General features: G+C 55.1%; 25 protein-coding genes. 11 read left to right on the forward strand and 14 right to left on the reverse strand.

Translation table 11 applies throughout. The annotated features are described in order from the left end of the window. Positions 1-19: 19 nt before the first annotated feature. Positions 20-1,831, reverse strand: a complete 1,812-nt coding sequence (edd, locus tag RW65_RS10260; protein WP_039056626.1) for a phosphogluconate dehydratase — start codon at positions 1,829-1,831, stop codon at positions 20-22. A 234-nt stretch (positions 1,832-2,065) separates the two neighbouring features. Next, on the reverse strand, positions 2,066-3,541 hold the full coding sequence (gene zwf / locus RW65_RS10265; protein ID WP_039056627.1) for a glucose-6-phosphate dehydrogenase: 1,476 nt from the start codon (positions 3,539-3,541) through the stop codon (positions 2,066-2,068). A 344-nt stretch (positions 3,542-3,885) separates the two neighbouring features. On the opposite strand from zwf, the gene RW65_RS10270 reads away from it, so the two are divergent. Together RW65_RS10270 and pyk are read left to right on the forward strand one after the other, a co-directional pair. Next, positions 3,886-4,755 carry a MurR/RpiR family transcriptional regulator gene (locus RW65_RS10270; RefSeq protein ID WP_039056628.1) on the forward strand — a complete coding sequence of 290 codons (870 nt, stop codon included), beginning with the start codon at positions 3,886-3,888 and terminating at the stop codon, positions 4,753-4,755. Positions 4,756-4,879: 124 nt separating this feature from the next. After that, a complete protein-coding gene (gene pyk / locus RW65_RS10275; RefSeq protein ID WP_039056629.1) occupies positions 4,880-6,322 on the forward strand; it encodes a pyruvate kinase in 1,443 nt (480 codons plus the stop codon). 52 nt (positions 6,323-6,374) lie between these two features. Here pyk and lpxM read toward each other — a convergent pair whose 3' ends face one another. The 3 genes from lpxM to znuA all read right to left on the reverse strand — a co-directional run bounded on the left by lpxM (position 6,375) and on the right by znuA (position 9,763). Next, positions 6,375-7,346, reverse strand: coding sequence for a lauroyl-Kdo(2)-lipid IV(A) myristoyltransferase (gene lpxM / locus RW65_RS10280; RefSeq protein ID WP_039056630.1), 972 nt, complete (start codon positions 7,344-7,346; stop codon positions 6,375-6,377). 128 nt (positions 7,347-7,474) lie between these two features. Beyond that, positions 7,475-8,803 carry a murein DD-endopeptidase MepM gene (mepM, locus tag RW65_RS10285; RefSeq protein WP_039056631.1) on the reverse strand — a complete coding sequence of 443 codons (1,329 nt, stop codon included), beginning with the start codon at positions 8,801-8,803 and terminating at the stop codon, positions 7,475-7,477. Between the two features lie 15 nt (positions 8,804-8,818). Beyond that, the gene (gene znuA, locus RW65_RS10290) at positions 8,819-9,763 is read right to left on the reverse strand and encodes a zinc ABC transporter substrate-binding protein ZnuA (RefSeq protein WP_039056632.1); all 945 of its coding nucleotides are present in this window, start codon (positions 9,761-9,763) and stop codon (positions 8,819-8,821) included. 78 nt (positions 9,764-9,841) lie between these two features. Between znuA and znuC the strand changes: the two genes are divergently transcribed. Then, entirely contained in the window at positions 9,842-10,597 is a 756-nt protein-coding gene (znuC, locus tag RW65_RS10295; protein ID WP_039056634.1) for a zinc ABC transporter ATP-binding protein ZnuC, read from the forward strand. After that, on the forward strand, positions 10,594-11,379 hold the full coding sequence (gene znuB / locus RW65_RS10300) for a zinc ABC transporter permease subunit ZnuB (protein ID WP_039056635.1): 786 nt from the start codon (positions 10,594-10,596) through the stop codon (positions 11,377-11,379). Before znuC ends, znuB begins: the two co-directional genes overlap by 4 nt. A gap of 38 nt (positions 11,380-11,417) precedes the next feature. On the opposite strand, the gene ruvB is transcribed toward znuB, so the two are convergent. The 3 genes from ruvB to RW65_RS10315 form a co-directional block, all read right to left on the reverse strand. Beyond that, positions 11,418-12,428 (reverse strand): Holliday junction branch migration DNA helicase RuvB, encoded by a 1,011-nt coding sequence (gene ruvB, locus RW65_RS10305; protein WP_039056636.1) that lies wholly within the window; start codon positions 12,426-12,428, stop codon positions 11,418-11,420. A gap of 8 nt (positions 12,429-12,436) precedes the next feature. Next, complete coding sequence (gene ruvA, locus RW65_RS10310) at positions 12,437-13,048, reverse strand: Holliday junction branch migration protein RuvA (protein ID WP_039056725.1); 612 nt, start codon at positions 13,046-13,048, stop codon at positions 12,437-12,439. Between the two features lie 110 nt (positions 13,049-13,158). Next, positions 13,159-14,028 (reverse strand): SDR family oxidoreductase, encoded by an 870-nt coding sequence (locus RW65_RS10315; protein WP_039056638.1) that lies wholly within the window; start codon positions 14,026-14,028, stop codon positions 13,159-13,161. Between the two features lie 95 nt (positions 14,029-14,123). Here RW65_RS10315 and RW65_RS10320 point away from each other — a divergent pair, with 95 nt between their 5' ends. Beyond that, entirely contained in the window at positions 14,124-14,957 is an 834-nt protein-coding gene (locus tag RW65_RS10320; RefSeq protein ID WP_039056639.1) for a helix-turn-helix transcriptional regulator, read from the forward strand. Between the two features lie 10 nt (positions 14,958-14,967). Here the strand turns inward: RW65_RS10320 and ruvC are convergent, their stop codons facing one another. The 4 genes from ruvC to aspS form a co-directional block, all read right to left on the reverse strand. Then, a complete protein-coding gene (ruvC, locus tag RW65_RS10325; protein WP_039056640.1) occupies positions 14,968-15,489 on the reverse strand; it encodes a crossover junction endodeoxyribonuclease RuvC in 522 nt (173 codons plus the stop codon). A gap of 37 nt (positions 15,490-15,526) precedes the next feature. Continuing rightward, positions 15,527-16,267: a YebC/PmpR family DNA-binding transcriptional regulator gene (locus tag RW65_RS10330; protein WP_039056641.1), complete on the reverse strand. Its 741-nt coding sequence runs from the start codon at positions 16,265-16,267 to the stop codon at positions 15,527-15,529. 138 nt (positions 16,268-16,405) lie between these two features. Continuing rightward, the gene (gene nudB, locus RW65_RS10335; RefSeq protein WP_039056642.1) at positions 16,406-16,849 is read right to left on the reverse strand and encodes a dihydroneopterin triphosphate diphosphatase; all 444 of its coding nucleotides are present in this window, start codon (positions 16,847-16,849) and stop codon (positions 16,406-16,408) included. Position 16,850: 1 nt separating this feature from the next. Continuing rightward, positions 16,851-18,629, reverse strand: coding sequence for an aspartate--tRNA ligase (gene aspS / locus RW65_RS10340; protein ID WP_039056643.1), 1,779 nt, complete (start codon positions 18,627-18,629; stop codon positions 16,851-16,853). A gap of 263 nt (positions 18,630-18,892) precedes the next feature. Between aspS and RW65_RS10345 the strand changes: the two genes are divergently transcribed. From RW65_RS10345 to cmoB, 5 genes are read left to right on the forward strand one after another with little or no spacing between them, the layout of a single operon-like run. Then, on the forward strand, positions 18,893-19,459 hold the full coding sequence (locus tag RW65_RS10345; RefSeq protein WP_039056644.1) for a hydrolase: 567 nt from the start codon (positions 18,893-18,895) through the stop codon (positions 19,457-19,459). After that, the gene (locus RW65_RS10350) at positions 19,456-20,274 is read left to right on the forward strand and encodes a DUF72 domain-containing protein (RefSeq protein WP_039056645.1); all 819 of its coding nucleotides are present in this window, start codon (positions 19,456-19,458) and stop codon (positions 20,272-20,274) included. Before RW65_RS10345 ends, RW65_RS10350 begins: the two co-directional genes overlap by 4 nt. Positions 20,275-20,326: 52 nt before the next feature. Beyond that, a complete protein-coding gene (locus RW65_RS10355; RefSeq protein ID WP_039056646.1) occupies positions 20,327-20,722 on the forward strand; it encodes an MAPEG family protein in 396 nt (131 codons plus the stop codon). Positions 20,723-20,761: 39 nt separating this feature from the next. Then, on the forward strand, positions 20,762-21,502 hold the full coding sequence (gene cmoA, locus RW65_RS10360) for a carboxy-S-adenosyl-L-methionine synthase CmoA (protein WP_039056647.1): 741 nt from the start codon (positions 20,762-20,764) through the stop codon (positions 21,500-21,502). Then, positions 21,499-22,470: a tRNA 5-methoxyuridine(34)/uridine 5-oxyacetic acid(34) synthase CmoB gene (gene cmoB / locus RW65_RS10365; protein WP_039056648.1), complete on the forward strand. Its 972-nt coding sequence runs from the start codon at positions 21,499-21,501 to the stop codon at positions 22,468-22,470. The genes cmoA and cmoB overlap by 4 nt, the downstream gene beginning before the upstream one ends. A gap of 82 nt (positions 22,471-22,552) precedes the next feature. Here cmoB and cutC read toward each other — a convergent pair whose 3' ends face one another. Together cutC and RW65_RS10375 are read right to left on the reverse strand one after the other, a co-directional pair. Beyond that, positions 22,553-23,296 carry a copper homeostasis protein CutC gene (cutC, locus tag RW65_RS10370; RefSeq protein ID WP_039056649.1) on the reverse strand — a complete coding sequence of 248 codons (744 nt, stop codon included), beginning with the start codon at positions 23,294-23,296 and terminating at the stop codon, positions 22,553-22,555. Between the two features lie 60 nt (positions 23,297-23,356). Further along, the gene (locus RW65_RS10375; RefSeq protein WP_039056650.1) at positions 23,357-23,917 is read right to left on the reverse strand and encodes a VOC family protein; all 561 of its coding nucleotides are present in this window, start codon (positions 23,915-23,917) and stop codon (positions 23,357-23,359) included. Positions 23,918-24,063: 146 nt separating this feature from the next. On the opposite strand from RW65_RS10375, the gene argS reads away from it, so the two are divergent. Continuing rightward, complete coding sequence (gene argS, locus RW65_RS10380) at positions 24,064-25,797, forward strand: arginine--tRNA ligase (RefSeq protein ID WP_039056651.1); 1,734 nt, start codon at positions 24,064-24,066, stop codon at positions 25,795-25,797. Positions 25,798-25,926: the final 129 nt, after the last annotated feature.

The raw sequence follows: 25,926 nt of genomic DNA on the forward strand, positions 1-25,926 counted from the left end.
GAACTAAAATCTTGTCGTCTTAAAAAGTGATACAGGTCGCGCCCTGCTCCGCACCGGAAAGTTTCTCCCGCAGCGCACTAAACATTTCGCGCCCTGTGCCCACGCGCATTGCGCTCAGGTCAGGAATATGTGGCTGACGTGCGGCAAGTTCGTTGTCATCCACCAGCAGGGTTAATTCGCCGGTCTGCCCGTTCACTCGAATAATGTCGCCATCACGTACTTTCGCCAACAATCCACCATCATACGCTTCTGGTGTAACGTGAATTGCCGACGGCACTTTACCTGATGCACCTGACAGCCGTCCATCAGTAACTAATGCAATTTTGAAACGGCGGTCCAATAATACACCAAGTGGCGGCATGAGTTTATGTAATTCTGGCATCCCGTTCGCTTTTGGCCCTTGATGACGGACAACTACCACGCAATCACGGTCCAGCAGGCCCGCTTCAAAGGCCGGTAATACGTCATGCTGGCTTTCAAACACCACCGCCGGCGCTTCGATTACCTGATTGTCATGCGGTACAGCGGAGGTTTTCATAACCGCGCGCCCAAGGTTGCCGCTCAGCACTTTGGTGCCGCCATGCTGCGAGAAAGGTTTATCGATGCTGGCAATCACGCTGTCATCTAAAGAAACCGCCGCCCCTTCGCGCCAGTCCAGCTCACCATTATTCAGCCATGGCTCATGGGTATAACGCGTCAGACCAAAGCCCGCCACGGTATTAACATCTTCATGCAGCAGACCGCCTTTGAGCAGCTCACGCAGTAATACCGGTACGCCGCCCGCGGCCTGGAAGTGGTTAATGTCCGCCGGGCCATTCGGGTAGAGGCGCGCCAGCAACGGCACGACATCGGAGAGATCGGAGAAATCATCCCAATTGATAATGATGCCCGCCGCCCGCGCCATCGCCACCAGGTGCATGGTGTGGTTGGTTGAGCCGCCGGTTGCCAGCAGCGAAACGATACCGTTCACGACTACTTTTTCATCGATCATCTTGCCAAGGGGCATCCACTCATTGCCGTTGCCCGTTAGACGTGTAACCTGGCGTGCGGCGGCTTCCGTCAGCGCCCTGCGCAGCGGCGCATCCGGATGCACAAACGAGGAGCCCGGCAGCTGCATGCCCATAAATTCAATCACCATCTGGTTGGTGTTGGCGGTGCCGTAGAACGTACAAGTGCCAGGCGCGTGATAGGAGGCCGCTTCTGATTCCAGCAGCGCCTGACGATCGACCTTGCCCTCGGCATAAAGCTGACGGATACGCACTTTTTCTTTATTAGCCAGGCCGCTCGCCATCGGACCTGACGGCACAAACAGCGCGGGCAAATGGCCAAACGACAGCGCCGCCATCGCCAGACCGGGGACGATTTTGTCACATACGCCGAGGTACAACGCGCCATCAAACATATTGTGCGACAGACCGACAGCGGCAGACATGGCAATTACTTCGCGGCTCAGCAGGGATAGCTCCATCCCATCCTGGCCCTGCGTGACGCCATCGCACATCGCCGGAACGCCGCCCGCAACCTGCCCGACCGCATTCACCGAATGCAGGGCTTTACGAATAATGTCCGGGTAGACTTCATACGGCTGGTGTGCGGAGAGCATGTCGTTATAGGAGGTGATGATGGCGATATTGTTGCGCAGCATGCTTTTAAGGGCGGCTTTATCGTCAGGCTGACAAGCGGCAAAGCCGTGTGCAAGGTTACCGCAGGCCAGGGTAGAACGTTGCACGGTGTCGCTTTTCGCTTGTTCAATACGCGCCAGATATGCTGAGCGGGTTTCGCGCGAACGTTCAATAATGCGATTTGTTACGCGTAACATTGTAGGGTTCATAGAGGCTCCTGAAATTTATCTGTCCGGGGTAGCGGCATTAAGGGTGTAAGAAGCTTTCCTTAGCAAGGAAAAAACACCTGAGCACCGCACCCCAAGGGCAAAATCGCTTCAGCTAGTGTAATAAAAAAAGCCCCGCTGGTGAATCCAGTCGGGGCCTGAAAGATGAAAAAATGTTCGCAGAGCTGTGCTAGATCATGTTACCGGTAAAATAACACAGCCTATAACAGGGATTAATTACTCAAACTCGTTCCAGGAACGGCCGTCGCGGGTGATCATCGCCACCGAGGCAACCGGTCCCCAGGTACCCGCCTGATAAGGCTTCGGCGAGTCATTATCTGCCGCCCAGGCTTCGGTAATGGAGTCGACCCATTTCCATGCCTCTTCCACTTCGTCACGACGCACAAACAGCGCCTGGATACCGCGCATAGTTTCCAGCAGAAGGCGCTCATAAGCGTCCGCCAGATGGGTCTGGTTAAAGGTTTCGGAGTAGCTCAGATCAAGCTTAGTGATTTGCAGGTTGTGCTTGTGATCCAGACCCGGCACTTTATTCAACACCTGAATATCGACCCCTTCGTCCGGCTGCAGGCGAATGGTCAGTTTATTCTGCGGCAGATCCTGCCAGGACTCTTTGAACAGGTTCAGTTCCGGGGTCTTAAAGTAGACCACCACTTCGGAGCACTTCGTCGGTAAACGTTTACCGGTGCGCAAGTAGAATGGCACGCCCGCCCAACGCCAGTTATCAATATCGACACGAATAGCGACGAAGGTTTCGGTATTACTGCTTTTATTCGCGCCCTCTTCTTCCAGATAGCCCGGCACTTTTTTACCCTGTGCAAAACCTGCCGTGTATTGACCACGGACGGTTTTTTCGCGCACGTTGGTGCGATCGATACGGCGCAGGGACTTGAGGACTTTTACCTTCTCGTCGCGAATGCTGTCGGCGCTCAGATCCGACGGCGGCGACATGGCAATCATGCACAAAATTTGCAATAAGTGGTTCTGGATCATGTCGCGCATCTGGCCGGCCTGGTCGAAATAGCCCCAGCGCCCTTCAATGCCCACTTCTTCCGCCACGGTAATCTCCACGTGGTCGATAGTGCGATTGTCCCAGTTATTGACAAACAGAGCGTTGGCAAAACGCAGCGCCAACAGGTTGAGCACCGTCTCTTTACCAAGATAATGGTCGATACGGTATACCTGGCACTCTTCGAAAAACTCGCCTACCTGGTCATTAATCTCTCGCGATGTCGCAAGGGAAGTGCCAAGGGGCTTTTCCATCACCACGCGCGCAGGTTTCGCATTCAGCTTCGCTTCGCCCAGCCCTTTACAGATTGCGCCAAAGGTGCTCGGCGGCATGGCAAAATAGTTGATGGTGGTGCGGTTTTTCTGATCCAGCATCTCGCCGAGACGTTTGAACGCAGCGGTGTCATTCACATCAAGATTGCAAAAATCCAGACGGCTACACAATTTGTCCCACAGGCTCTCGTCGATCTTTTCCTTCATAAAGGTTTCAAGCGCTTCACGCACAACCTTGGTATAGGCTTCCTTGTCCCAGTCAGCGCGGCCGACGCCCAGGATACGGGTATCCGGGTGAATCTGACCCGCTTTTTCCAGTTGGTACAGGGAAGGCAGCAATTTCCGGCGGGCAAGATCGCCCTTGGCACCGAAAATGACCAGGTCACACGCCTGGGCTGTTTGTATTACCGCCATGTCTTTCTCCTCAGTTGGCTATCCTGGAGTTTTCAGCCAGGCCTCAGTTGTAATTTTATTACAGTGCACTGTACTGCTTTTACGTCATTCCCGAAACTGTTACGCCTTGTCAGGATGTGCGTTATTTTGTTGTGATGAATAAAGGCCTTTTCCGCCTGAATCGCGCGGGATATGCGCCGCACGGGGCGCTAATAAAATCCGACTCTGATCATGTATTGAAAAAAAACAACAACATTTCCTGGCACTACTTACTATTCGGTGCGCCGCAAGGGTAATATCGGGCTAAACCGCATCGCGATTTCATCTCAAAGTGTAATCGTTTTACCATGAGTGCCTTATTACCCATGAATATGCTGGAAAAAATCCAGTCACGGCTGGAACACCTTAGCAAATCTGAGCGAAAAGTGGCGGAAGTGATCCTCGCCGCGCCGGATCAGGCCATTCACTCAAGCATCGCCGCGCTTGCGCAAGACGCTGACGTGAGCGAACCGACCGTAAACCGTTTCTGCCGCAGCCTTGATACCCGCGGCTTCCCTGATTTCAAACTGCATCTGGCGCAAAGCCTCGCCAACGGCACGCCCTATGTTAATCGAAATGTCGATGAAGATGACAGTGTTGAAGCTTACACTGGCAAAATCTTCGAATCCGCTATGGCAAGCCTCGACCACGTGCGTCAATCGCTGGATATGGCCGCCGTAAACCGCGCGGTGGATCTGCTGACCCAGGCGAAGAGAATCGCCTTCTTTGGCCTTGGATCGTCCGCTGCGGTTGCCCACGATGCGATGAATAAATTTTTCCGCTTTAACGTCCCGGTGGTTTACTCAGACGATATTGTGCTGCAACGGATGAGCTGTATGAATTGTAGCGACGATGATGTGGTAGTGTTGATCTCCCATACAGGAAGAACCAAGAATTTAGTTGAACTGGCGCAGCTGGCCCGTGAAAACGATGCCATGGTCATCGCGCTGACTTCCGCAGGCACGCCGCTGGCACGGGAAGCGACGCTGGCGATTACCCTCGATGTGCCGGAAGATACCGATATTTATATGCCGATGGTCTCCCGGCTTGCGCAACTGACGGTGATTGATGTGCTGGCAACAGGTTTTACCTTGCGTCGTGGGGCGAAATTCAGAGATAACTTGAAGCGAGTCAAAGAAGCACTGAAAGAATCGCGCTTTGATAAAGAGCTGTTTATTAAAAGCGATAACCACTAATCGTTAATAAAAAAGCGGTAACCTCTTACGCTGTCCGATCTCACGCATCGCCCTTCACAGCGGGGCGCTAACTGACCGGATTTATGTTCACGCAACACCATGTTTTTAGTCAACGGAGTATTACATGTCCAGAAGGCTTCGCAGAACCAAAATCGTAACCACCTTAGGCCCGGCTACCGATCGCGATAATAACCTTGAAAAGGTGATCGCAGCAGGCGCTAACGTGGTGCGTATGAACTTCTCTCACGGTACAGCTGAAGATCATAAACTACGTGCAGATAAAGTACGTGAAATTGCGGCAAAACTGGGACGTCACGTGGCTATCCTTGGCGATTTACAAGGGCCAAAAATCCGTGTCTCAACGTTTAAGGAAGGCAAAGTCTTCCTCAATATCGGTGATAAATTCCTGCTTGACGCCAACCTTGGCAAAGGCGAAGGCGACAAAGAGCAAGTGGGTATCGACTATAAAGGATTGCCCGCTGACGTGGTGCCGGGCGATATCCTGCTGCTTGACGACGGTCGCGTCCAGCTGAAGGTGCTGGAAGTTCAGGGCATGAAAGTGTTTACCGAAGTCACCGTAGGCGGCCCGCTGTCGAATAACAAAGGCATTAACAAGCTGGGCGGCGGTCTCTCTGCCGAAGCGCTGACGGACAAAGACAAAGCGGATATCGTGACGGCTGCGCTGATCGGCGTTGACTATCTGGCGGTCTCTTTCCCGCGCTGTGGTGAAGATCTTAACTACGCTCGCCGTCTGGCGCGCGATGCTGGCTGTGACGCCAAAATTGTCGCCAAAGTCGAGCGCGCAGAAGCGGTCTGCAGTCAGGATGCGATGGATGATGTTATCCTCGCCTCCGATGTGGTGATGGTGGCTCGCGGCGATCTCGGCGTTGAAATTGGCGACCCGGAACTGGTGGGGATTCAGAAAGCGCTTATTCGTCGTGCGCGTCAGTTGAACCGTGCGGTGATCACCGCCACGCAGATGATGGAATCGATGATTACCAACCCGATGCCGACCCGCGCGGAAGTGATGGATGTGGCGAACGCCGTGCTGGACGGCACCGATGCGGTGATGCTATCGGCTGAAACCGCCGCCGGTCAGTATCCGTCTGAAACCGTTGCCGCAATGGCGCGCGTCTGCCTCGGCGCGGAAAAAATCCCCAGCATCAACGTTTCCAAGCACCGCCTGGATATTCAGTTCGACAACGTAGAAGAAGCGATTGCGATGTCGGCGATGTATGCCGCAAACCACCTTAAAGGTGTAACCGCTATCATCACCATGACTGAATCTGGCCGCACGGCGCTGATGACGTCGCGCATTAGTTCGGGTTTACCGATTTTCGCTCTCTCGCGTCATGAAAGAACCCTTAATCTGACGGCGCTGTACCGCGGCGTTACCCCGGTGCACTTTGACAGCGCCACCGACGGCGTGGCGGCAGCGAATGATGCCGTGAACCTGCTGCGCGATAAAGGTTACCTGCTGTCAGGCGACCTGGTTATCGTGACCCAGGGCGATGTGATGAGCACCATCGGCACCACCAACACCACGCGTATTCTCACCGTCGAATAAGCGCTGCTGAAGGGCACAAAAGTTTAAGGCCTCTTACGAGGCCTTTTTGTTGTCATTTTTTAGGGAACAGCTCTTGACGCTGGTAAGGCTCGGTTTCACCTGGTTTGCGCGTTTTTAACAGCTTAAGGATCCAGGTGTATTGTTCAGGACGCGGGCCAACGAAGATTTCCACCTCTTCGTTCATACGCCTGGCAATCGTTATATCATCGGCGGTCAGCAGGTCATCCATTGGCGGTCGAACCTGAATAATCAAGCGATGCGTTTTGGCATCATACAGAGGGAACAGGGGCACCACGCGCGCGCGGCACACTTTCATCAGGCGGCCAATAGCCGGCAGGGTCGCTTTATAAGTGGCAAAGAAATCAACAAATTCGCTGTGCTCCGCGCCGTGATCCTGGTCCGGCAGATAGTAGCCCCAGTAGCCCTGTCGTATCGACTGGATAAAGGGTTTAATACCGTTATTGCGCGCATGCAGACGCCCGCCAAAACGACGGCGCACGGTATTCCACACATAATCGAAAACCTTATTGCCCTGGTTATGAAACATGGCAGCTATTTTTTGCCCCTGCGAGGCCATCAGCATCGCTGGAATATCGATGCCCCAGCCGTGGGGAACCAGAAAAATGACCTTCTCATCGTTGCGACGCATCTCATCGATAATCTCACCGCCCTGCCACTCCACGCGCGACTGGATCTTTTGCGGCCCGCGGATGGCCAGTTCCGCCATCATCACCATCGCCTGCGGCGCAGTGGCAAACATCTCATCAATAATCGCCTCCCTTTCCGCTTCGCTTTTTTCCGGGAAGCAGTAAAGGAGGTTAATCTGCGCACGCCGTCGCGCGCCTTTGCCTAACTTGCCGGCCATCCGCCCCAGTTTGCCAAGCACAGGATCGCGTACCGACGGCGGGATTAATGCAACGCCAGCAAAAGCCAGCACCCCAAGCCACGCGCCCCAGTTGCGCGGATGACGAAATTCACTTTCAAACTCGGGGATATACTCAGCGGTATTTTTTGTCGTTTCCATGCATCTTCCGCAGGCCAGAAATCATTGGGTAAAATTATGAGACAGTGTAGCGAGACGCCATCCATCGCACAAAAGAAAAAGCCGATGCGGTTAAGGCATCGGCTTCGGACGCGCATTTGTTAAACGAATCAGTCGACGCTCAGCTGCGGTAAATACTCTTTCACCTGCGCCAGATAATCTTTACGATCCGAACCGGCCAGCCCTTCTGTACGCGGCAGTTTCGCTGTTAACGGGTTGACCGCCTGCTGGTTGATCCATACTTCATAGTGCAGATGTGGGCCCGTAGAGCGTCCGGTGTTGCCGGAAAGCGCAATACGATCGCCACGTTTGACTTTCTGCCCCGGTTTCACCAGCAGCTTACGCAGATGCATATAGCGGGTGGTATAGGTGCGTCCATGACGGATTGCCACATAGTTACCGGCAGCGCCGCTGCGTTTCGCTACCACCACTTCGCCATCGCCTACCGCCAGCACTGGCGTACCCTGCGGTAAGGCAAAATCCACCCCTTTATGCGGCGCAATACGACCGGTTACCGGGTTCAGACGGCGCGGATCGAAGTTTGATGAGATACGGAACTGTTTAGACGTCGGGAAACGCAAGAAGCCTTTGGCCAGGCCAGTACCGTTACGATCGTAGAATTTGCCGTCTTCGGCACGAAACGCATAATAATCTTTCCCGTCGGAACGCAAGCGCACGCCGAGCAGCTGGCTCTGTTCTTGCTTGCCATCGAGCATTTCGCGCGACATTAATACGGAGAACTGATCGCCTTTTTTCAGCTTGCGAAAATCCATTTGCCACTGCATGGCTTTAATCACCGCGCTGACTTCACCACTAGAGAGGCCGGCATCACGGGCGCTACTGACAAAGCTACCGCCGACGGTGCCTTTCATCACCGCGTTGACCCAATCGCCCTTTTGCAACTCGCTGGTCATTTTGAAACCGCCATCAATGCGGTCGTAGGTGCGGGTTTCACGACGGGACATCTCCCAGGTCAGGCGCTGTAAATCGCCATCGTCGGTCAGCGTCCAGGAAATTTGTTGGCCGATTTTCAGGTTACGCAGCTCTTTATCGGCTGCGGCGAGCTGACTGATATCGCCCATATCGATGCCGTACTGATTAAGAATACTGCTTAGGGTATCGCCGGTGGAGACCACATATTCATGAACGCCAGCTTCATTGGCGGTTTTATCGTCCAGTTCATCCTGCGGGATTGCGTCTACGTCGTCATCGGAGGTGGTCTGATCGATAGGCTCACTGGCTTCCGGCAGCAAAGAACGAATCTCATTCCTCGGCAGTTCAATCGATTTTACGATGGGCGGGGTAGATTCAGGATGGTAAACATAGGGTCGCCAGACGGCGACGGTGAGTGTCAACACCGTAAGCGACCCCAGCATAACGCGATGGGGTCGGGGCAAATTACTGAATGCCAGGGCGACAGAGCGGGCTATCTGTTGCACGTGTTCACTTCCTCGTTATTCTCCTTTCAGGCAGCTCGCATACTGATGAGAAAGCTGGGCAAGGAACTGCGAATAGCTCTCTTTGCCTGGCTTGATACCGATACCGAGTGGATCCAACGTTCCCATTCGAACGGATGTCCCTCTGGCGACGGCTTCTACGACCGCTGGCCTGAACTGTGGCTCAGCAAAAACGCAGACTGCTTTTTGCTCAACCAACTGTGTTCTGATTTGATGTAAACGCTGCGCACCAGGCTGAATTTCGGGGTTAACGGTAAAGTGACCCAATGGAGTCAGCCCGTAGTGTTTTTCAAAGTAGCCATAGGCGTCATGAAAAACGAAATACCCTTTCCCTTTCAGCGGTGCCAGCTCATTACCCACCTGCTTATCGGCCTGAGCTAAGGATGCTTCAAAAGCCTGCAGATTGGCGTCAAGCTTGGCTCGACTTTGCGGCATAACTTCCACTAATTTTTTATGGATTGCAACAGCTGACAACAGTGCAATTTCTGGCGACAGCCACAGATGCATGTTGTACTCACCGTGATGGTGATCGGCGTCACCTTTTTCGTCATGATGATGCCCGCCATCGTGCTCTTCCTCGTCCTCATCTGCCCCTTTCATGAGCAACGCCTTCACGCCATCGATTTCAGCCATCGTCACCAATTTTTGCGGCGGGAGTTGTCCGGCAGATCGTGACATAAAGGATTCCATTTCGGGTCCGACCCAAAATACTAAGTCCGCGTTCTGTAAACGTTTTACATCGGAGGGACGCAGTGAATAATCATGCTCGGAAGCACCGTCAGGAAGTAACACTTCAGTAGATGTTACCCCGTCGGCAATTGCGGAGGCGATAAACCCCAGCGGCTTTAATGATGTCACGACAGCAGCGTTAGCAGTTTGTGCTGCGCTACTTAAAAGCTCAGCGGATAACGCTGCGCAAAGAAGCGTATTTTTATGTAACATAATGCAACTATTGTTCGTCAGGAGTGAGTTTGGTGTGATATTATAACATTCTACAACTTGTGCAACCCTCTAAATGTTATGACTAATCTTGTATCGCTCGAAAATATTACCGTCACGTTTGGTCAAAGGCGCGTCTTGTCTGACATTTCGTTAAATTTACGCACCGGTAAAATTTTAACGCTGTTAGGCCCTAATGGTGCCGGGAAATCGACGCTGGTGCGTGTGGTACTTGGGTTAGTAGCACCCGACACCGGTGTTATCAAGCGTGACCACGGGCTGCGTATCGGTTACGTCCCGCAAAAACTTCATCTCGACGCTACGCTGCCGCTAACGGTAGGACGCTTTATGCGCTTGCGTCCAGGCACCCGTAAAGCTGATATTATTCCCGCGTTGAAACGTGTTCAGGCCGCGCATCTGGTAGATGCGCCGTTGCAAAAGCTTTCCGGTGGCGAAACCCAGCGCGTATTGCTGGCGCGCGCGCTGCTCAATAAGCCACAGTTGCTGGTGCTGGACGAACCTACTCAAGGCGTTGATGTTAACGGTCAGGTCGCACTCTATAATTTGATAGATCAGTTGCGTAAAGAGCTGGACTGCGCAGTACTGATGGTTTCCCACGATCTGCATCTGGTGATGGCCAAAACCGATGAGGTGCTGTGCCTTAACCATCATATTTGCTGCTCCGGCACGCCGGAAGTGGTCTCTATGCATCCCGAATTTATCTCAATGTTCGGCCAACGCGGGGCGGAGCAGCTGGGGATTTATCGCCATAATCACAACCACCGCCACGACTTACAGGGTCGTATCGTGCTGCGCCAGGGTAATGGAAACTCATGATTGAATTGTTATTTCCCGGCTGGTTAGCCGGGGTGATGCTCGCCTGCGCGGCGGGTCCGTTAGGTTCGTTTGTTGTCTGGCGGCGCATGTCCTATTTCGGCGATACCCTTGCGCACGCTTCCCTGTTGGGCGTCGCCTTTGGTTTACTGCTCGACGTCAATCCGTTTTATGCGGTGATCGCCGTTACGCTACTGCTGGCCACAGGCCTGGTTTGGCTGGAAAAACGTCCGCACCTGGCGATAGACACCTTGCTGGGTATTATGGCGCACAGCGCACTCTCACTTGGCCTGGTCGTGGTCAGCCTGATGTCGAATATTCGTGTCGATTTAATGGCGTATTTATTTGGCGATTTACTGGCCGTGACGCCAGACGATTTAGTGGCGATTGCCCTGGGCGTTATCGTCGTAATGGGGATCTTGTTCTGGCAATGGCGCAATCTGTTGTCGATGACCGTCAGCCCGGAATTGGCCTTTGTCGACGGCGTAAAACTGCAACGCGTGAAATTACTGCTGATGCTGGTGACGGCGCTGACCATTGGCGTGGCGATGAAATTTGTCGGAGCCTTAATCATTACTTCACTGCTGATTATTCCTGCGGCAACAGCGCGACGCTTTGCGCGCACGCCTGAGCAGATGGCGGCTATTGCGGTAGGGATTGGGATGATTGCCGTCACCGGCGGGCTGACGTTTTCAGCGTTTTATGACACGCCTGCAGGTCCATCCGTGGTGCTGTGCGCGGCGCTGCTGTTTATCTTCAGTATGTTGAAAAAACCCGCCAGCTAATGCGAAAGGCCGGAAGCAGATGCTTCCGGCCCGTTAATTCAAGGCATTTCCGGTGGCGTAATACCAAAGTGGCTCCACGCTCTCACCGTCGCCATTCTTCCGCGCGGCGTACGTTGCAAAAACCCTTGCTGAATCAGATAAGGCTCCAGCACGTCCTCAATAGTTTCACGCTCTTCGCCAATCGCGGCCGCCAGGTTGTCCAGGCCAACCGGACCGCCGAAGAACTTATCTATCACCGCCAGCAGTAATTTGCGGTCCATATAGTCAAAACCTTCGGCATCGACATTCAGCATGTCCAGCGCCTGGGCGGCGATATCGGCCGTAATATCGCCATCGTGCTTCACTTCGGCAAAATCACGTACGCGGCGCAGCAGACGATTGGCGATACGCGGCGTACCCCGCGCGCGACGCGCCACTTCCAGCGCGCCTTCTTCACTCAGCACCAACCCCATATGGCGCGCGCTGCGCCCGACGATATGCTGCAAATCAGCGACCTGATAAAACTCAAGACGCTGCACAATACCGAAACGATCGCGCAGGGGCGATGTCAGCGAACCGGCGCGGGTGGTGGCACCGATCAGCGTAAACGGCGGCAGGTCGATTTTAATCGAGCGCGCAGCGGGCCCTTCGCCAATCATAATATCCAACTGATAATCTTCCATCGCCGGATACAGCACCTCTTCAACCACCGGCGAGAGGCGGTGAATTTCATCGATAAACAGCACATCGTGGGGCTCGAGATTGGTAAGCATCGCGGCAAGATCGCCCGCCTTTTCCAGCACCGGCCCGGAGGTGGTGCGCAAGTTCACGCCCATCTCATTGGCGACAATGTTCGCCAGCGTCGTTTTACCTAAGCCCGGCGGGCCAAAAATCAGCAGATGGTCCAGCGCGTCACCGCGTAACTTTGCCGCCTGGATAAAGATCTCCATTTGCGAGCGAACCTGCGGCTGACCAATATACTCTGCGAGCATTTTTGGCCGGATAGCGCGGTCTGCAGCCTCTTCCATATTGACACTGGCGGGCGCCACCAGACGGTCTGCTTCTATCATCCTCTACCTCACAACGCCGCGCGTAGCGCTTCACGGATCAGGGTTTCACTACTGGCATCCGGACGCGCGAGTTTACTTATCATCCGGCTGGCTTCCTGAGGTTTATAGCCCAGCGCCACCAGCGCGGCAACAGCTTCTTGTTCTGCATCATCCGCCGCCGGACTTGCCGGAGACGTCAGCACCAAATCCGCCGCCGGCGTAAACAGATCGCCATGCAAACCTTTAAAGCGGTCTTTCATCTCGACAATTAAACGCTCGGCGGTTTTTTTACCGATACCCGGCAGTTTGATCAGCGCAGCGGGATCTTCACGCTCAACGGCGTTAACAAATTGCGCTGCCGACATGCCAGACAAAATCGCCAGCGCCAGTTTTGGCCCAACGCCATTGGTTTTGATTAGCTCACGAAACAGCGTGCGCTCCTGCTTGTTATTAAAACCGTATAACAGCTGCGCGTCTTCGCGAACGACAAACTGCGTAAACACAACCGCTTCTTTACCCGCTTCCGGGAGTTCATAAAAGCAGGTCATCGGCATATGCACTTCATATCCCACGCCCCCCACTTCCAGCAGCACCAACGGGGGTTGTTTTTCTACAATAATGCCTCTGAGTCTGCCTATCACGTGACGCTCCTGCGCTAAGGGCTTAAACGGTAATGCCGTATGATAAAAAAAGGCTGGATAGATATCCAGCCGAATATACAGCAAAACTCGAGGGCGGTTCAGGAATTCTACTACCAGGCCGCATCCGCCAGATCCGTCAGTAAATCCCGCTCGACAGGTTGCCAGCCTAAAATCTCCTGCGTTTGCTTGCTTGACGCCGCCATGTCTGCCGCTGCAAAGGTGGCGAACCAGCCAAAATGGTCCACATCACGGCTTTCGGCGGGCAAACCCAGCTTGTTACCGATAGCAATGGCAATTTCGCGCATGGCGATCCCCTCTTCCGCTACCGCATGATAGACCGCTTGTGTGACACCACTTTCCAGCGCCAGCCGGTAAACCTTCGCCGCATCGAGGCGGTGCACCGCTGCCCAACGGTTGTTTCCCTCTCCCGGCCAGGCCGAAACGCCGGTCTCTTTCGCCAGAGCGATTAAAAACGGGATAAAACCGTGGTCGCCTACACCATGCACCGTCGGTGGCAGACGCACGCTGGCGGCGCGTACACCCCTGGCTACCAGCGCCTGTGCCGTCTGTTCCGAACGGCGCAGGAAATCGGCCCTGCTGGCGGGTTTATCCCGCTCCGTCGCCAGGCGCCCCTCGGCAATTCGTGCGAGGCCTGAAGTGACCAGCAGCGGACGCTGGCTACCCGCCAGCGCTTCGCCCATCACTTCTATCGCGCGGCTATCTTGCAGACAACTGTCTGCGAAGCGGGAAAAATCGTGGTTGAAAGCGGTATGGATCACCGCGTCTGCCCGTGAGGCCGCGTCGAATAACAGGTGATGGTCGTCCAGCGTTCCGCTAACTACCTCTCCCCCGGCGGCGATCAGCGCCTGCGCTTTATGCGCATCGCGTGCCAGGCCCGTGACTTTATGCCCGGCGGCGATAAGATCCGCCGCTACCTTTGCGCCGACCCATCCGGTCGCGCCCGTCAGAAAAACCTGCATGCGTGTGCCTCCTGAAGTTGACTCGCGCTGTTATCCTGATAAATATCCGTTGAGGTGAAAAGTAGTGACGTTATCGGGGTATAAGGACTAACAGGATGCAGAGCGCAACGCAGTCAAACGATCTGGGCAGTTACCTGAAATCACGCCGGGCGCAGCTTGATCCCGGCGCGCTGGGTTTTCATACCGCGCGGCGCCGCACGCCGGGGCTGCGTCGTGAAGAGGTCGCGCATCTGGCCTGCATTAGCGCAACCTGGTACACCTGGCTTGAACAAGGTCGCGGCGGTACACCTTCGGCACCGGTGCTGGAGAGAATTTGTCAGGCGCTACGCCTGACGGGGCACGAACGCGAACATCTCTTTCACCTGGCCTTAGGCCGTGCGCCTGGTGTGCAGCCGCTGGCAAAAGGTACGGTGACGGAACGGCTGCAAAAGGTGCTGGACTGTATGCCGTTGAGCCCGGCGATGATCCGTAACGCCACCTGGGATGTGCTGGCATGGAACAAAGCCGCAACGGTCGTGCTGTCTGATTACCCCAATCAGCCCGCCCGCGAGCGGAATATTTTGCGGCGTATTTTTCTCCATCCGCAGGCGCGCGCCGCGCAGGCCGACTGGCATGCGCTGGCCCGTTTTCTGGTCGCCGCCTTTCGCGCCGATGCTACCCGTGCGGGCGCAAGCGCTGAGATTCGCCCGCTGGTGGAGGAACTCAGCGCGGCTTCGCCTGAGTTTGCCGAGCTGTGGGGCAATAACGATGTTGAGGTAATGGGAGAAGGCACCAAAATTCTGCTGCATGGCGCAGTGGGTCGACTGTCGCTGGAGTATTCAAGTTTTTGCGTGGAGGGCCAGCCGGATCTGACGATGGTGGTTTATAACCCTTCGACGCAAGAAGATGCGGGTAAAATCGGCTCGTTATTAGAAAAAAGCGCCGGTTAACCGGCGCTTTTTAGCGTAATCGCCCGCGCGCCAGGTTGAGCCGCGAGCTGCTCACCTGCAGGGCATTCTGACTGACATGGCAATGGGTAATGGCGATAGCCAGCGCATCGGCGGCATCCGCCTGCGGATTCGCCGGCAGTTTCAGCAAGGTTCGCACCATATGCTGCACCTGCGCTTTTTCCGCGCTACCAATCCCGACCACCGTCTGTTTGACCTGCCGTGCAGCATATTCAAACACCGGTAAGTCCTGATTGACGGCAGCGACAATCGCCACGCCGCGCGCCTGCCCCAGCTTCAACGCTGAATCGGCATTTTTCGCCATAAAGACCTGCTCAATGGCGAAAAAATCCGGCTGAAACTGGGTGATGATCTCCGTCACGCCTGCGTAAATCAGCTTCAGACGCGACGGTAAATCCTCCACTTTGGTACGGATACAGCCGCTGCCCAGATAGGTCAGCAGCCGTCCCGTCTGGCGGATCACGCCGTAACCGGTCACGCGCGAACCCGGATCGATACCGAGAATAATCGCCATTATGCGTCTCCGGTTAAAAACGGCTCAGGCAACGACATTACAGCGTCGCCGCAACCTCATCAGAGATCTCGCCGTTGTGATAAACCTCTTGCACGTCGTCGCAATCTTCCAGCATATCGATCAGACGCAGCAATTTAGGTGCCGTTTCTGCATCCATGTCCGCTTTGGTGGACGGGATCATGGAGACTTCGGCATTGTCGGCTTTCAGACCGGCGGCTTCGAGCGCGTCACGCACCGTGCCCATCTCTTCCCACGCAGTATAAACGTCGATTGCGCCGTCATCGAAGGTCACCACATCTTCCGCACCCGCTTCCAGCGCGGCTTCCATAATGGTGTCTTCATCACCCGCTTCAAAGGAGATGACGCCTTTTTTGCTGAACAGATAGGCTACAGAACCGTCGGTGCCGAGGTTACCGCCGCATTTGCTGAATGCATGACGTACTTCCGCTACGGTACGGTTGCGGTTGTCACTCAGACACTCCACCATTACCGCCGTGCCGCCAGGGCCGTAACCTTCATAAATGATGGTTTCCATGTTCGCGTCATCATCGCCGCCGACACCACGCGCGATAGCACGGTTTAAGGTGTCGCGGGTCATGTTGTTGGACAGCGCTTTATCCACCGCTGCGCGCAGACGCGGGTTGGACGCGATGTCGCCGCCGCCGAGACGGGCTGCCGTCACCAGTTCGCGAATAATTTTGGTAAAGATCTTACCGCGTTTGGCATCCTGTGCCGCTTTGCGGTGTTTGGTGTTGGCCCATTTACTATGACCTGCCATAAAAAACTCTCCAATAAAGCCTTTTTCTGCAGCCTTCCAGCATCCGTTCGGGGCTCCCTTGCACACCCGCCGCTTAGAATATAAGCGCGGATGATGTCCGGGATTGCCACCGCCTGGGCACTGAAATTTTGCGGAAAATCAGTCGGCGTTAATAACAAATTCTTCAATCGCCTGCCGGTTGCTCCACGACTTGGTTAATGCCGCCGCTGCAGGGGCATCAAGCCAGCGGTAGGCCAGATGTTCAGAGAAAACGATCTGGCGCTCATGGGGCAGCGCAAGACAAAACCACGATTCGGTGTTGTGCGTAACGCCCGGCGCATAGCGATGACGTAAATGACTAAATATTTCAAACTCCACCGTGCGCTGACAGTCGACTAAGGCCAGTTGCTCAAGCGCAACATCAATGTCGACCTCTTCCTTTACTTCACGCATGGCGGCTTGCGACGCGCTTTCCCCCGGTTCAAGGCTGCCGGTGACCGACTGCCAAAATTCAGTATCATCGCGTCGCTGTAACATCAGCACCCGTTTCGTGTCCTCGGCATAAATCACCACCAGCACGGAAACGGGATGCTTAAAGGCCATCTTATTTATTCTCCGGCGTCTCTTTTTTGACCACGGAAATACTCAGTTCAGCCAGTGAAGCCGGGTTAGCGAAGCTCGGCGCTTCCGTCAGCAGACAGGCCGCCGCCGTAGTTTTCGGGAAGGCGATAACGTCACGGATATTGTCGGTGCCGGTCAGCAGCATGGTCAGACGATCCAGACCAAATGCCAGGCCCGCATGAGGCGGCGTACCGTATTTCAGCGCATCAAGCAGGAAGCCGAATTTCTCGCGCTGTTCCTGTTCAGTAATGCCCAGAATGCCAAACACCGTCTGCTGCATTTCGCCGCTATGAATACGCACCGAACCACCGCCGACTTCATAGCCGTTAATCACCATATCGTATGCGTTGGCCACGGCCTCTTCCGGCGCGGCTTTCAGCTCGCTCGCGGTCATGTCTTTCGGCGAGGTGAACGGATGGTGCATCGCAGTCAGACCGCCTTCACCGTCGTCTTCAAACATCGGGAAGTCAATCACCCACAGCGGCGCCCATTTCCCTTCGTCCGTCAGATTCAGGTCTTTGCCCAGCTTCAGACGCAGCGCGCCCAGCGCATCGGCAACGACTTTTTTGTTATCCGCGCCGAAGAAGATCATGTCGCCATCCTGCGCGCCGGTGCGCTCGAGGATCGCGCTCACGATGTCGGCATTGAGGAACTTCGCCACCGGGCTGGTAATACCTTCAAGGCCTTTCGCCGCTTCATTGACTTTAATGTAAGCCAGGCCTTTCGCCCCGTAAATTTCGATAAACTTGCCGTAGTCGTCAATCTGTTTACGGCTAAGTTGTGCGCCACCTGGCACACGCAGTGCGGCAACGCGGCCTTTCGCATCGTTTGCCGGACCGGAGAAGACTTTAAACTCGACCGCTTTCAGCAGATCGGCCACGTCCACCAGCTCCATCGGGTTACGCAGATCCGGCTTATCGGAGCCGTAGCGACGCTCCGCTTCGGCGAAGGTCATTACCGGGAAGTCGCCGAGATCGACGCCGCGAATCTCCTGCCACAGTTCACGTACCAGCGTTTCCATCACTTCACGCACCTGCGGCGCGGTCATAAATGACGTTTCCACATCGATCTGGGTAAATTCCGGCTGGCGGTCAGCGCGCAGGTCTTCGTCGCGGAAACATTTAACTATCTGATAGTAACGATCAAAACCGGACATCATCAGCAGCTGTTTAAACAGCTGAGGTGACTGCGGCAGCGCGTAAAACTTACCTTTATGTACGCGGGAAGGCACAAGGTAATCACGCGCACCTTCCGGCGTCGCTTTAGTCAGCATCGGCGTTTCGATATCGAGGAAGCCGTGATCGTCCATAAAACGGCGCACAAAGCTGGTGATTTTCGCGCGGGTTTTCAGGCGCTGGGCCATTTCCGGGCGACGCAAGTCGAGGTAGCGATATTTCAGGCGCGCTTCTTCGGTATTAACATGGTTGGAGTCAAGGGGCAGCACATCTGAGCGGTTAATGATATTCAGCTCGGTCGCGAACACTTCCACTTCACCGGTAGCCATATCTTTGTTGATGTTTTTGCCATCGCGAGCACGTACGGTACCGGTGATTTGAATGCAGAACTCATTACGCAGTTCAGAGGCGAGCTGGAACGCATCCTGACGGTCCGGGTCGAAAAACACCTGCACGATACCTTCACGATCGCGCATATCAATAAAGATAAGGCTACCGAGGTCACGACGACGGTTGACCCACCCACAAAGCGTTACTTGCTGTCCAACATGGGACTGATTGAGCTGCCCGCAATATACTGTACGCATGAGATATCCCTTGAATTAGCTGCGCGCGACCCGCCGCCTGCGGGGCAGGCACTTCGGTGGCAGCAATTTTCGTATGTCACAACTGGATGAAAAAAGGGGGCTATTATACTGGAAATTCTCACTGACGATAAGCCCGCGACGGTTCGTACGCGCGTTTGCTGCGCGCTTATTGCGCATTCTCACAAAATTTAACAAAATTTCTCAACGGACCCGGCACGCATCACGCGTAAGGTATCCCAACTTTTCATTTTTCAGGAGTTCATATGCTTAAGCTTGATGCGCAGAAGACCGCACTGGTGGTGATCGATTTACAGGAAGGCATTCTGCCTTTCGCTGGCGGCCCGCACACGGCGCAACAGGTGGTCGATCGCGCCGCGAAACTTGCTGAAAAATTCCGCGCCAACGGTGCACCGGTGATTCTGGTACGCGTCGGCTGGTCCGCTGATTTTACCGAAGCGCTAAAACAGCCTGTCGATGTCGCGACAGGCGGCCATAGCCTGCCGGACAACTGGTGGGTTTACCCGCAGGCACTGGGCAAACAAGAGAGCGATATCGAAATCACTAAACGCCAGTGGGGCGCGTTTTATGGCACCGATCTGGAACTGCAGCTGCGCCGTCGCGGCATCGACACCATTGTGCTGTGCGGTATTTCCACCAATATCGGCGTCGAATCCACCGCGCGTAACGCCTGGGAGCTTGGTTTCTCGCTGGTGATTGCCGAAGATGCCTGCAGCGCCGGCAGCAGCGAACAGCACACCGGGAGCATGACGTATATCTTCCCGCGTATCGGTCGCGTGCGCAGCACGGACGAGATCCTTAGCGCGTTATGATCTATATCGGCCTGCCGCAATGGTCGCACCCGAAATGGGTGCGCCTTGGCATCAGCAGCCTGGAAGAGTACGCCCGTCACTTTAACTGTGTCGAGGGCAATACCACCCTTTACGCTTTGCCGAAAGCAGAAATCGTTACGCGCTGGCGGGAGCAGACAACGGATAATTTCCGCTTCTGCTTTAAATTTCCCGCCACCATTTCCCACCAGGCGGGGCTACGTGACTGTCGCGATTTGACCACGGAGTTTTTTGATCGCTTATCGCCGCTGGCCAACCGTATAGGCCAGTACTGGCTGCAGCTGCCGGCCACCTTTTCCCCGGCCGACCTCCCTGCCCTGTGGGCGTTTCTCGACGCGCTGCCTAATGATTTCACCTACGGCGTTGAAGTGCGCCATCCGCTTTTTTTCGCCAAAGGCGAAGAGGAAAAAGCCCTTAATCAGGGATTGCATGCGCGCGGCGTGAACCGCGTGATCCTTGACAGCCGACCGGTGCACAGCGCTATCGCACGCAGTAAAGCGGTGATTGAGGCGCAGCAGCAAAAGCCGAAAGTGCCGGTGCACGCTCTTGTTACCGCGCAGGATCCGCTGGTGCGTTTTATCGGTAGCGACAATATGGAACAAAATCGCCAGCTGTTTGCCGTCTGGCTGGAAAAACTGCCGCTGTGGGAACACACCGCCACGCCATGGCTATTTTTACATACCCCCGATCTCGCCCAGGCACCGGAACTGGTGCAAACTCTATGGCCGGATTTGCAGAAAGCCTTACCGGGCGTTGGCCCTGTCCCTGCGCTGCCGCAGCAATCTTCTCTTTTCTGAGCGAAACACCTATCATTGTTAAGCGGTCTCCAGAGCCTTAAAGGGAGTTAGTATGGTTAGCGCGCTTTATGCCGTGCTGGGTGCAATGTTACTGATCAAATTTTCGTTTGACGTTATTCGCCTGCGTACGCAATACCGCGTCAGCTACGGCGATGGCGGTTTTAGCGAGCTGCAAAGCGCGATACGCATTCACGGTAATGCGGTGGAATACCTTCCTGTTGCTCTTATCCTGATGCTGTTTATGGAGATGGATGGCGCGCAGACCTGGCTGGTGCATGTTTGCGGGGTGCTGCTGATCGCCGGTCGCCTGATGCATTATTACGGCTTTCATCACCGCCTGATCCGCTGGCGTCGTTCCGGTATGGGCGCAACCTTCTGTTCGCTGCTGCTGATGGTGCTGGCGAATCTGTGGTATATGCCCTGGGAGTTGGTTTTCTCCGTGCATTAGCGCACAATACGGCCCTTTGTTTTCCCGGATCTATACACTATGTCTCACCGCGACACGCTTTTTTCCGCGCCTATCGCCCGCCTGGGCGACTGGACCTTTGACGAACGGGTAGCCGAAGTCTTCCCGGACATGATCCAGCGTTCCGTACCGGGTTACTCCAACATTATCTCGATGATCGGCATGCTGGCGGAGCGCTTCGTCCAGCCCGCAACGCAGGTCTACGATCTCGGTTGCTCACTGGGCGCGGCGACGCTTTCGGTGCGCCGTAACATCCTGCACGATGGCTGTAAAATTATCGCGGTCGACAACTCGCCCGCCATGGTAGAGCGCTGCCGTCGTCATATCGACGCCTACAAAGCGCCGACGCCGGTCGAGATTATCGAAGGCGATATCCGCGATATTACAATCGAAAACGCCTCGATGGTGGTGCTCAACTTTACCCTGCAGTTTCTTGACCCGGACGACCGCTTAAAGCTGTTGCAGAAAATTTATCAGGGGCTGAACCCCGGCGGCGCGTTAGTGCTGTCGGAAAAATTCAGTTTTGAAGACCGCACCGTTGGCGAACTGTTGTTCAATATGCACCACGATTTTAAACGCGCTAACGGCTACAGCGAGCTGGAGATCAGCCAGAAACGCAGCATGCTGGAAAACGTGATGCTGACGGACTCTGTAGAAGCGCATAAAGCGCGCCTGCGCAGTGCCGGTTTCGAGCACAGCGAGCTGTGGTTCCAGTGCTTTAACTTCGGTTCGCTGGTGGCGTTGAAGGCGGTTGCAGCATGATCGAGTTCGGCCGTTTTTATCAGCAAATCGCCACCGGTACCCTCGCCCACTGGCTGGAAACCTTACCCGCGCAAATCGCCGCATGGCAGCGTGAATCCCTGCACGGGCAATTTAAGCAGTGGAACAACGCGGTAGAATTCCTGCCCACCATCGTGCCAGTACAGCTCGACCTGCTGCATAGCGTGACGGCAGCAAGCGCCGAGCCTCTTAGCGCCGGGCAGCTTAAAGGGATGGAAACCCTGCTGCGTAACCTGATGCCATGGCGCAAAGGGCCCTTTTCACTGTACGGCATTGATATCGATACGGAATGGCGTTCCGACTGGAAATGGGAGCGCGTACGTCCGCACCTCTCCCCGTTAAAAGGCCGTACCATTCTCGATGTTGGCTGCGGCAGCGGTTACCACCTGTGGCGGATGGTCGGCGAAGGCGCGCAGCTGGCGGTCGGTATCGATCCAACTCAGCTGTTCTTATGCCAGTTTGAAGCCGTGCGTAAGCTGCTGGGTGACGATCGTCGCGCGCATTTATTGCCGCTGGGCATTGAACAGCTTCCGGCCCTGAATGCCTTCGATACGGTCTTTTCCATGGGCGTGCTCTACCATCGTCGCTCTCCCCTTGAACACTTATGGCAGTTAAAAGATCAACTGGTCAAAGAGGGCGAACTGGTGCTGGAAACGCTGGTGATAGAGGGCGATGAAAATAGCGTGCTGGTGCCCGGTGAACGCTACGCGCAGATGCGTAATGTTTACTTTATCCCCTCTGCGGCAGCGCTGAAAAACTGGCTGGAAAAATGCGGCTTTGTGGATGTGCGTATTGTGGATATGGGCGTAACCAGCCTCGAGGAGCAGCGTCGTACCTCGTGGATGGTGACGGAATCGCTGGCGGATTTCCTCGATCCCAATGACAGCAGCAAAACCCTTGAAGGCTATCCGGCACCGGTTCGCGCGGTGTTGATTGCCCGCAAACCATAAGACAAAAAAAGGCCCCTGTTAATGGCAGGGGCCTGGTACAAACAAGCATCATATTGGGCGACATGATGCGCGGTAAAAACTGTTACGGGCGACGGCGCAAAATTTGCTCTTTCATCACCGCCACCGCGTCACCATCTACACCGTAGCGGGCATATTCATCCGCCGTTGCATCTGATGACATCGATAATCCTGGATTGCGATAGCGCATCGGCGATGCGGTCCAGCGACCCGCCGAGCTATGCACCTCTTTAATTCCCGCATCAAGAAACATGTCGAGGTTCTGCGGACGCACACCTGCGCCGGCCATAATGATTGGAACACCCGATCGGCTATTTAGTTCCCTAATAAATGAAAGTCCTTTTTCCGCCGACGATTGCTGCCCGGAAGTAAGCACGCGGCTTACCCCTAATTCCGCTAAGGTATCAAACACCTGTAGCGGATGTGCGCACATATCGAAAGCACGATGAAAAGTCACCGCCATTCCCTGCGCGACCTGCATAATCTCCTTCATGCGGGCACGATCAACCTCGCCGTCCTCCGTTAGCACGCCGGTGACCAGCCCTGGAAAACCCAGTTCACGCAGCGCAGTGATATCCTCCAGCATGGCGGCGAACTCATCGGCGCGATAGCAAAAATCGCCGCCGCGCGGGCGCACGATCGGATGAACCGGAATACTTACTGCCTGACGAATGGCCTTTAACGCACCGAAGGACGGGGTTAAACCGCCCTCTTTCGGCGCAGCGCAAAATTCAATGCGATCGGCGCCGCGTTGTTCGGCAATCACCGCGTCATCGACCCCGTAACAACAAATTTCCAGTAATGCCATTTCATCTCCCTCTGTCTATTCAGCAACGGCTTTGCACGTATGCATTTACAGCAGCGGACTTCACTGTTCGCTGGCAACAATCTCTTCAATGCTCCACGGATGGAACTTGACGGTGACCTTGCCGTCCGTGACCGCCAGTGTTGGATTAGGCAGCCGTTCGCGTTCGCCTTTTGGCGAGCTGGTTTTCACCCAAATGCCCGGCTGGCTTAAACCTTCATCCGCCAGCAGCGCCAGCGCGCGGGCGTTAAGTGTGGCGACATCGCCCGGCAGCACAATTTCGACGTGCTCCCAGCCTTCGTGCGGGTAACGCTTTTCCCCCGGCCACGGCAGTTCAATCACCGTAAACTGCCAGTGCGCGACGCAGATCGGTTCATGCAGTTTGAACAGCAAAATGGGTCGACCATTGATGATGTTTTCCGAAAGCGTAACGCCACACTGTTCGAAGCCGCGCCGCCAGCGTTCCGCCGTGGCGTTTTGATGGCAGCGCAGCGAGATATGATCGGCGTTTAACGGAGCGATATCCAGTTTCAGATGGGAGGTTAAATGGTGCAAATCAGCAGCAAAACGCGGCAAATCTTCCACGATATCCTGCAACTCTTCAATAGTTTGCCAGGGGCGCATAACGGTGCTCGCAAGTCATAACAAAGGGCATAATCTACCCTGTTATGCAGTGCTGACGCCACCGGGCATTTGCAGTATACTCCCGCCTTTATTAAACACCCGGACGCTGCATCTGCTACGCGGTGTCCTCAAAGTAAGGTATCCCGGTGAATATTCAGGCTCTTCTCTCAGAAAAAGTCAGTCAGGCCATGATTGCGGCAGGCGCGCCAGCAGATTGCGAAGCGCAGGTTCGTCAATCAGCAAAAATTCAGTTTGGCGACTATCAGGCTAACGGCGTGATGGCGGTTGCGAAAAAACTGGGCATGGCGCCGCGACAACTGGCCGAGCAGGTTCTGTCTCACCTCTCTCTTGATGGGATTGCCAATAAAGTCGAAATCGCCGGTCCGGGTTTTATCAATATTTTTCTCGCCCCTGAGTACCTGGCCGCCCAGGTTGATGCCGCGCTGAAATCCGAACGCCTCGGCGTAACGCAGCCCGAGCCGCAAACGGTGGTTATCGATTACTCCGCGCCGAACGTCGCCAAAGAGATGCACGTCGGTCACCTGCGTTCAACCATTATTGGTGATGCGTCGGTCCGTACGCTGGAGTTCCTCGGCCATAACGTCATCCGCGCTAACCACGTTGGCGACTGGGGGACGCAGTTCGGTATGCTGATTGCCTTCCTTGAGCTGAAGCAGCAGGAAAACGCGGGCGAAATGGCGCTGGCGGATCTCGAAGGTTTCTACCGTGAAGCCAAAAAGCACTATGACGAAGATGCCGGGTTCGCAGAACGTGCGCGCGCCTACGTGGTGAAGCTGCAGGGCGGTGACGAATATTGCCGTGAGATGTGGCGCAAGCTGGTCGACATCACCATGAGTCAGAACCAGATTACCTACGAACGCCTGAATGTAACGCTAACCCGCAAAGATGTGATGGGCGAAAGCCTGTATAACCCGATGCTGCCGGGCATCGTGGCGGATCTGAAAGCCAAAGGTCTGGCGGTCGAGAGCGAAGGCGCGACGGTGGTGTTCCTCGACGAATACCAAAACAAAGAAGGCGAGCCGATGGGCGTTATCATCCAGAAAAAGGATGGCGGCTATCTCTATACCACCACGGATATTGCCTGCGCGAAATACCGTTACGAAACGCTGCATGCGGATCGCGTACTCTATTACATCGACTCTCGTCAGCATCAGCACCTGATGCAGGCGTGGACCATCGTGCGCAAAGCTGGCTATGTGCCGGATTCCGTGCCGCTGGAACACCATATGTTCGGCATGATGCTTGGCAAAGACGGCAAACCGTTCAAAACCCGCGCGGGCGGTACGGTAAAACTTGCCGATCTGCTGGATGAAGCGCTGGAGCGCGCCCGTCGCCTGGTCGCGGAAAAGAACCCGGATATGCCCGCCGATGAGCTGGAGAAGCTGGCTAACACGGTCGGCATTGGCGCGGTGAAATATGCAGATCTTTCGAAAAACCGCACCACCGATTACGTGTTCGACTGGGACAATATGCTGGCCTTCGAAGGCAATACGGCACCCTATATGCAATACGCCTACACGCGCGTACTGTCAGTATTCCGCAAGTCGGGCATCGACGAGAGCGTGCTGACAAATGCGCCGGTAGTGATTGCCGAAGAGCGTGAATCCCAATTGGCCGCACGTCTGATGCAGTTTGAAGAAACCCTGACCGTTGTTGCCCGCGAAGGGACGCCGCATGTTATGTGTGCCTATCTGTACGATCTGGCGGGCCTGTTCTCCGGTTTTTACGAGCACTGCCCGATCCTTACCGCCGAAAGCGAAGAGATCCGTCAAAGCCGCCTGAAGCTGGCGCTGCTGACGGCGAAAACCCTGAAGCTGGGCCTGGATACGCTGGGTATCGAAACCGTCGAACGCATGTAATCGCGCCGTTTCAGGTGTAAAACCCCGTTTGCTGAACTGCATCCCGAAAGTTGGATTCCCAACGAATAAGGATGCAGTTTTTTATGCGACACTATTCCTTCAGTTTCAATCTCTGACCCGCACAGTTCT

The organism is Enterobacter sp. Bisph1 (assembly GCF_000814905.1).
Lineage (GTDB): Bacteria > Pseudomonadota > Gammaproteobacteria > Enterobacterales > Enterobacteriaceae > Kosakonia.

Bases quoted from the DNA above. Each gene is read 5' to 3' on its own strand.
- edd (WP_039056626.1), bottom strand. From the start codon at position 1,831: ATGAACCCTACAATGTTACGCGTAACAAATCGCATTATTGAACGTTCG.
- zwf (WP_039056627.1), bottom strand. From the start codon at position 3,541: ATGGCGGTAATACAAACAGCCCAGGCGTGTGACCTGGTCATTTTCGGT.
- RW65_RS10270 (WP_039056628.1), top strand. From the start codon at position 3,886: ATGAATATGCTGGAAAAAATCCAGTCACGGCTGGAACACCTTAGCAAA.
- pyk (WP_039056629.1), top strand. From the start codon at position 4,880: ATGTCCAGAAGGCTTCGCAGAACCAAAATCGTAACCACCTTAGGCCCG.
- lpxM (WP_039056630.1), bottom strand. From the start codon at position 7,346: ATGGAAACGACAAAAAATACCGCTGAGTATATCCCCGAGTTTGAAAGT.
- znuA (WP_039056632.1), bottom strand. From the start codon at position 9,763: ATGTTACATAAAAATACGCTTCTTTGCGCAGCGTTATCCGCTGAGCTT.
- znuC (WP_039056634.1), top strand. From the start codon at position 9,842: ATGACTAATCTTGTATCGCTCGAAAATATTACCGTCACGTTTGGTCAA.
- znuB (WP_039056635.1), top strand. From the start codon at position 10,594: ATGATTGAATTGTTATTTCCCGGCTGGTTAGCCGGGGTGATGCTCGCC.
- ruvB (WP_039056636.1), bottom strand. From the start codon at position 12,428: ATGATAGAAGCAGACCGTCTGGTGGCGCCCGCCAGTGTCAATATGGAA.
- RW65_RS10315 (WP_039056638.1), bottom strand. From the start codon at position 14,028: ATGCAGGTTTTTCTGACGGGCGCGACCGGATGGGTCGGCGCAAAGGTA.
- RW65_RS10320 (WP_039056639.1), top strand. From the start codon at position 14,124: ATGCAGAGCGCAACGCAGTCAAACGATCTGGGCAGTTACCTGAAATCA.
- ruvC (WP_039056640.1), bottom strand. From the start codon at position 15,489: ATGGCGATTATTCTCGGTATCGATCCGGGTTCGCGCGTGACCGGTTAC.
- RW65_RS10330 (WP_039056641.1), bottom strand. From the start codon at position 16,267: ATGGCAGGTCATAGTAAATGGGCCAACACCAAACACCGCAAAGCGGCA.
- nudB (WP_039056642.1), bottom strand. From the start codon at position 16,849: ATGGCCTTTAAGCATCCCGTTTCCGTGCTGGTGGTGATTTATGCCGAG.
- aspS (WP_039056643.1), bottom strand. From the start codon at position 18,629: ATGCGTACAGTATATTGCGGGCAGCTCAATCAGTCCCATGTTGGACAG.
- RW65_RS10345 (WP_039056644.1), top strand. From the start codon at position 18,893: ATGCTTAAGCTTGATGCGCAGAAGACCGCACTGGTGGTGATCGATTTA.
- RW65_RS10350 (WP_039056645.1), top strand. From the start codon at position 19,456: ATGATCTATATCGGCCTGCCGCAATGGTCGCACCCGAAATGGGTGCGC.
- RW65_RS10355 (WP_039056646.1), top strand. From the start codon at position 20,327: ATGGTTAGCGCGCTTTATGCCGTGCTGGGTGCAATGTTACTGATCAAA.
- cmoA (WP_039056647.1), top strand. From the start codon at position 20,762: ATGTCTCACCGCGACACGCTTTTTTCCGCGCCTATCGCCCGCCTGGGC.
- cmoB (WP_039056648.1), top strand. From the start codon at position 21,499: ATGATCGAGTTCGGCCGTTTTTATCAGCAAATCGCCACCGGTACCCTC.
- cutC (WP_039056649.1), bottom strand. From the start codon at position 23,296: ATGGCATTACTGGAAATTTGTTGTTACGGGGTCGATGACGCGGTGATT.
- RW65_RS10375 (WP_039056650.1), bottom strand. From the start codon at position 23,917: ATGCGCCCCTGGCAAACTATTGAAGAGTTGCAGGATATCGTGGAAGAT.